Origin of the sequence: Halomonas sp. (assembly GCF_052095765.1) — a bacterium.
Taxonomy (GTDB): Bacteria; Pseudomonadota; Gammaproteobacteria; order Pseudomonadales; family Halomonadaceae; genus Halomonas.
The window spans coordinates 1-6,273 of the sequence record NZ_JBQDJZ010000122.1 but is presented as its reverse complement, the minus strand read 5'-3'; the positions used below and the strand labels follow the sequence as shown (position 1 = coordinate 6,273).

At 53.2% G+C, this 6,273-nt stretch carries 6 protein-coding genes; all 6 read left to right on the top strand.

The window, feature by feature from the left end:
• Window positions 1-122 precede the first annotated feature (122 nt).
• The 6 genes from ACTH3D_RS12225 to ACTH3D_RS12200 all read left to right on the top strand — a co-directional run bounded on the left by ACTH3D_RS12225 (window position 123) and on the right by ACTH3D_RS12200 (window position 6,252).
• On the top strand, window positions 123-1,049 hold the full coding sequence (locus ACTH3D_RS12225; protein ID WP_441667404.1) for a type IIL restriction-modification enzyme MmeI: 927 nt from the start codon (window positions 123-125) through the stop codon (window positions 1,047-1,049).
• 36 nt (window positions 1,050-1,085) lie between these two features.
• Window positions 1,086-3,182: a DEAD/DEAH box helicase gene (locus ACTH3D_RS12220; RefSeq protein ID WP_441667403.1), complete on the top strand. Its 2,097-nt coding sequence runs from the start codon at window positions 1,086-1,088 to the stop codon at window positions 3,180-3,182.
• Window positions 3,179-4,501 (top strand): GIY-YIG nuclease family protein, encoded by a 1,323-nt coding sequence (locus tag ACTH3D_RS12215; protein WP_441667402.1) that lies wholly within the window; start codon window positions 3,179-3,181, stop codon window positions 4,499-4,501. Before ACTH3D_RS12220 ends, ACTH3D_RS12215 begins: the two co-directional genes overlap by 4 nt.
• Before the next feature lie 47 nt (window positions 4,502-4,548).
• Window positions 4,549-4,803: a hypothetical protein gene (locus ACTH3D_RS12210; protein ID WP_441667401.1), complete on the top strand. Its 255-nt coding sequence runs from the start codon at window positions 4,549-4,551 to the stop codon at window positions 4,801-4,803.
• A gap of 222 nt (window positions 4,804-5,025) precedes the next feature.
• The gene (locus ACTH3D_RS12205) at window positions 5,026-5,652 is read left to right on the top strand and encodes a tyrosine-type recombinase/integrase (protein WP_441667400.1); all 627 of its coding nucleotides are present in this window, start codon (window positions 5,026-5,028) and stop codon (window positions 5,650-5,652) included.
• Between the two features lie 312 nt (window positions 5,653-5,964).
• Window positions 5,965-6,252 (top strand): hypothetical protein, encoded by a 288-nt coding sequence (locus ACTH3D_RS12200; RefSeq protein ID WP_441667399.1) that lies wholly within the window; start codon window positions 5,965-5,967, stop codon window positions 6,250-6,252.
• Window positions 6,253-6,273 lie beyond the last annotated feature (21 nt).

The following is a 6,273-nucleotide window of genomic DNA, read 5'->3' as shown; positions in this document are numbered from 1 at the left end:
CCTACTCGACGGCTACGGGTCTGAGCGCACGATAAATTTTGAATAGCCACTTAGTGATTATTGGCTTAACGACTGAGCCACGAGAACGCAGGCTGTATCAAGCACTCAATAGCGAATGGCGCATGCGAACCGTAGACAACATTAGCCCCTACTTGCTTGAGGGTGATAACACCGTCATCGCAAGCCGGCGCCAACCGCTAGTAGGTTCAAGTAAAATGATACTAGGCAGCATGGCCAAAGACGGCGGGAACCTTATTTTAACCCGCGACGAAGTAGATCACCTGCTGGAGCAAGACCCAATTGCCGAGCAATGGGTAAAAAAGCTGCTTGGCTCCGACGAGTTTATGACAGGTAAAGAGCGCTGGTGCCTATGGCTAGAAGGTGCATCGCTCGATGAGGTACAGGCACACCCTCTTGTCTGGCAGCGTGTTCAGCACGTAAAGGAAATGCGCCTAAATAGTAAAGCACCAACTACGCAGAAATTTTCGGCAACGCCTCATCTGTTTGCACAGCGTGCCCAGCCTCAAGAAGGCAAATATATTCTGGTGCCTCGCGTAACATCAGAGCGCCGGCACTACGCGCCTGTAGGTTTTTTCGATCACACCGTCATAGCTACCGATCTCGTTCAGATCATCCCCAACGGCACCCTGTACGACTTTGCCATCCTCTCCACGCAGATGCACATGGACTGGCTGCGGCTGGTGGGCGGCCGTCTTGAAAGTCGCTATCGCTACTCGGCTACCATCGTCTACAACACCTTCCCCTGGCCGGAAGCCGGCGAGCGGCAACGTAAAACAATTGAAGCGCTGGGGCGCGAGGTGATTCTGACCCGTGCCGATTACCCCGGAAAAACCATGGCCGAGCTGTACGATCCGGACAAGATGCCGGCTGACCTGCTGGAAGCCCATCAGACGCTTGACCGTGCTGTAGAGAAGCTTTACCGCGACCGGCCGTTTCGTACCACCGCCGAGCGTCAGGAATACCTGCTGGCACGCTATGAAACGCTGATTGAGGCCGAGAAGAGATCCCGAGTCGGTACCAAACGTTAACGCCGTTACTTTTCGGCAGATATTCAGGAGCAACCCATGGTCGAGCTGGTCAAAGTTGAGTACGAGCGCAACGGAAAAAGCATGGCCAGCAATACGCTGGGTATGCGTGAGATGCAAGCCCGGGCCTATGCAAAGCGTGATAGCCAATACCTGCTACTCAAGGCACCGCCGGCATCAGGCAAGTCTCGGGCATTGATGTTTCTTGCGCTGCATAAGTTGAACGTTACTGGCCTGCGTAAGGCCATCGTTGCCGTGCCGGAAAAAACTATCGGGGCCTCGTTCAAAAATACCGACCTGACGACCCACGGCTTTAATTGGGATTGGCACGTCGATGCCCGTAACGATCTGTGTCGCGGCGGCAGTGATACCGGCAAGGTCAATGCTTTTCTCGACTTTATGCGTCACCCCGACGACCGGGTGCTGGTTTGCACCCACGCCACCCTGCGCTTTGCTTTCGAGCGACTGTCACCCAGTGACTTCGACAACTGCCTGGTGGCGATTGATGAGTTTCATCACGTTTCAGCTGATGAATCCAGCCGCCTGGGCGGGCTGCTCGACCAGCTGATGCAGCACTCCAGCGTGCACATCATTGCCATGACCGGCAGTTACTTCCGTGGCGACGCTGCACCTATCTTGCTTCCCGAAGACGAAGAACGCTTTGACCAGGTGACCTACACCTACTACGAGCAGCTCAACGGCTATCGTCACTTGAAGTCGTTGGGCATCGGCTACCACTTCTATCAGGGGCCATACATACGGGCAGTTCATGAAGTTTTGGACCCTTCGAAGAAAACCATCGTCCACATTCCTCACCGAGGAAGTGGGGAAAGCACTCCTGATAAGTTCACAGAAGTCGATCATATCCTGGATGCGCTGGGCACGGTGGAGAAGCAGGACCCAAATACCGGCATCGTGACGGTGCTGCACAAATCCGGCAAGCGCCTGAAAGTGGCCGACCTGGTGACAGACACTCCTATTCGCAGCGACGTACAAGCCTACCTGCGCAACATCGAGCATCCGGACGACATGGATGTAATTATCGCCCTGGGGATGGCCAAGGAAGGGTTTGACTGGCCGTTCTGCGAGCACGTCCTGACCATCGGCTACCGCAACTCGATGACCGAAGTCGTGCAGATTATCGGCCGCGCCACCCGGGACAGTGAGGGCAAAACCCACGCCCAATTCACCAACCTGATTGCTCAGCCTGATGCAGAAGATGACGATGTTAAAGTCAGCGTTAACAACCTGCTTAAGGCCATTACCGTCTCGCTGCTGATGGAGCAGGTCATGGCGCCCAGCATTTCCTTCAAGCCGCGCTCGCGGATGCAACCCGGCGAAGAAGTAGAGCCCAACACCCTGGTGATCGAAGATGGCCAGGCTCCGGTTTCTGACCGGGTGATGAGGGTGCTGGACTCTGGCGGGCAGGAAGATATTATCGCTAGCCTACTGCAGCAAACCGGCTCTACCGAGGCATCCCAGGCTGCCGGGGCGGGTGTCTCGGGCACAGGTGATCCTGCAGTCATCAACGAGGTCGAGCTGCCCAGGATTATTGAGCAGCTACATCCCAACCTGGATGACAGCGAGCGCGAACTGCTACGCAGTACCGTGCTAACGACCATGGGCGCACGGGCCACCGGTGGGCTATTCAACGAGGAGGATTTGCCAACCGATGCGCAGGTACACGATCCCCGAAACATCTATGACCTTAATGGTGATGGCCAGCCCGTCGACCCGGGTGCAGCGCCTGACGGCACGGCCACTGAAGAAGCTCCTGCGATAGGGGCAGGCAGCAGGCAGTTCATGAAAATTGGCGACAAGTTCATCAATATTGAACACCTGAATGTGGATCTGATTAACCAGATCAACCCCTTCCAGGGTGCCTACGAGATACTGTCCAAGTCGCTTACCGCGCCGATGCTCAAAACCATTCAAGACACTGTTGTGAATAACCGTAGCCGGATGACCGAGGAAGAGGCCGTCGTGCTCTGGCCGAAAATCAGAGCGTTTACCCAGGATGCCGGAAGACCGCCGTCGCCCCATAGCGATGACCACATGGAGGTGCGCTATGCCGAAGCGCTGGCGTATATCCAGCAGCGCAAGCGCGAGAAAATGGCAGCAGGAGCCGCGGGATGATTGAGTACCACCGCAAGCGTCCACACAAGCGCACGCTTGAGGATATTTTCAGCGAAGACGATGACTTGGGGCTGCTTAATGTTAAGCCTTCCAGTCGGGCCGTAGCAGGCAGCCAGGAGCAGCGTCTGCTTACCTCCTTCCACGCCATTGAAGACTATGTCACCCAGCATGGAACAGAGCCGTCCATAGACGATGCAGACCTAGCGGTCGCGTCACTGGCCAGAAGCCTGGCGGCGTTTCGGCGGCGGCCTGAGGATAAGGCGATATTGGCAAAGCACGACAGCCTAGGATTGCTGGAGGACACGCTGCCGGTGGATAGCGACACAGATACGGCAACTGCTGCCACTGACGCTGACCATGTCTCCGATTCCAGCACAGCAGCGAGTGCCGAACTGGCGACATCAGCGCCGGCCATCGACCCGGAGGCCGTTACGTCGCTGGAAGATATCTGGGCCAGCGATGATATGGGGTTGCTGACCAATGACGACGAATCCGCCTCTATTTTTGATATCACGAATGTTCCCGAAATCAGCAACCGAGACATGCCGGACGATATCGCCCAGCGCACCCATTGTGATGATTTCTTTCGCTTTGAAAGCTTGTTTGACGAAGTGCGCCAGGAAGTCCGTTCTGGTGAGGCAGAGGCAGTGCCTTTTCAGATGGAGTCTCAGATAGCAGAAGGGGACATATTCATTCTCAACGGCATGCTCTGTATTGCGGATCAGGTCGGTGAGGAGAGTGTTGGAGCCGGCGCCAAGTTCAACCCTCGCCTGCGTGTCGTCTACGACAACGGCACAGAGTCCAATCTGCTGCTGCGCTCGCTAGCCCGGGCGTTGTACAAAGACGATATGGGTCGCCGCATCCTTCGTCGCGATAGCACTTTCGACGCTATGCAGGGCCTTACCCACCACGATAAACGCACTGGCGTGATCTACATCTTGCGCTCGCTGAGCGACGCCCCGGCGCTGCGAGGCATCCGTCACCTGCACAAAATTGGCTATACCGAAAAAAGCTTGAGCAGCCGCCTGGCAGGTGCAGAAAAACAGCAGACGTATCTTGAAGCCCCGGTCAGAGTCGCAGCCTCATTTGACTGCTATAACCTCGACCCCCGGCGTTTTGAGCGCCTCGTTCACGCCATGCTCCATCACCAGCGCGTTAACGTCGTACTACGTGACAATTCCGGCAATACCTACCGGCCAAAGGAATGGTTCGATGTTGAGCTTGATACCGCTCGTGAGGTAGTGAAGCGCATTGTAGATGGCACCATCGTGCAGTATCGGATGGATAATACGGTTGGGAGGTTAGTAAGAAAAAAATAATTCAGCATGCTTAGCTTATATACTAATTTTTAAAAAAGGGGGTTTTTGTGGAGAAGTTTAAAAAGTATTCATTGTATATTGCGGTTGCTATTATATTGCTCTGCTTTCTTTTTCCGATTACAAGAAAAGTTGATTATCCATATGCTGGATATGTGCTGAGGTTTATTTTTTTACCAACTGATAGTGGGCGTGGAAGTAATGCTTCATATTATATTGATGAAATTAAATGGATGATTCAAATTTTTGTTGGCGTTGTGATTTCCGCAATAGTTGTTTTTCAAGCTAAAAATATTAAAAAATAAGCTGTCTATATGATTTCATTCCAGCTTATTCATGAGACTGTCCTGAAAGCGAAGACGGTGAGTGGTTTAATCTTTTGTGATCAGTGTGTTAATGCCAGAAAACGACCCAGTTTGGACGGCGGTTCATGGGGTGCTTATACCTGGCAGTGCCCGACTTGACGAGCACTATCTGTCTTTTGAATAGAAGTCTAACAGTCACCGCCGCCCTCGGAGCCAAACCCCATGAACCACGCCGCCTCCCATCAAGTCACGGACCTGCGCCCAGCCACTGAAAGCCGGACAGTCCGCACCCGCGTCGCGAACGATGAGCTCAGGGGGCGTCAGCACCTGACTCGCGATGAGGTGCATCGGCTGATCAAGGCCGCGAAGAAACGTCGCCACGGTGCACGCGATGCGTTGATGATTCGAGTGGCGTTCGAACACGGATTGCGAGTGAGCGAACTGGTGGCCCTGCAGTGGCAGCACCTGGGTCTGCGTCACGGTCACACCATCAACGTGCAGCGCGCCAAGGGCTCGCTGGACGGCACCCACCCGTTCCAGGGCGAGACAGTGCGGGCGCTCAAGCGTTACCAGGTCGCCACGCAGCGCGGCTATGGGTTCATCTTTGTTAACGAGCGTGGCGCGCCGGTGAGCATTGAGGGGTTCCGCAAGATGCTGGGCCGACTCAGCCAGCGCGTGCTGGGCCTGCCCTGGCATCCGCACGCGCTACGTCATGCCTGTGGCGTGCACCTGATCAACAACGGCACGGACATTCGAACGGTGCAGCAGTACCAGGGCCACGCTAATATCCAGAACACGGTGGCTTACACGGCACTGTCGGGGCGGCAGTTCGAGCGGCTGGCATTTTAATTAAGACGCTATGTTATTTTTTCATGGAAAAAAGAGGGGATGTGAATTGGAAAAAAAGCTTAAGTACCGCATGCTTGAAAAGTATAAAAGTGAAGGTATGGATACTGTTTTAAGTATAGATGTTGGGAAGATATACCATGTAGTTGAAGGTCGCAATGCATGGCACTCAACATGGATTACACAGTATATGCCTAGAAGCTTTTACAGTTCTCTTATGGCTGCTAAAGAGTATGCTGAAACAATCAGAAAAAGTGGAAGTTCCTTAACCATAAAAGAAAACCCTTGTCTTGTAATCCGTAGTGAAAAAAGACAGTGTTTGTCGTAGAGTTAAACAACAAAACTCCATTGTCTCGCCATTTGTTTGATAGTGATTTATCTAACATAAATAGCAGAGAAGTTGAAGATTATAAAGAAAGGGTTGATTTTCTTCCTGATTTTATCAAGGGGTTTATGGCCGTTAGCTTAGCATGGAATAGAAAGGTTTCAGATAATGATTTGTTAATTCTTCAGCATAAAAGCAGTATCTTGAAGGTGAATAAATCTAGCGAAGATTATATGATATGGAGTGATCTTGCCCAGCAACAGTGGACACCCCGTTAAGGTAGTACACTCAACGAGGTG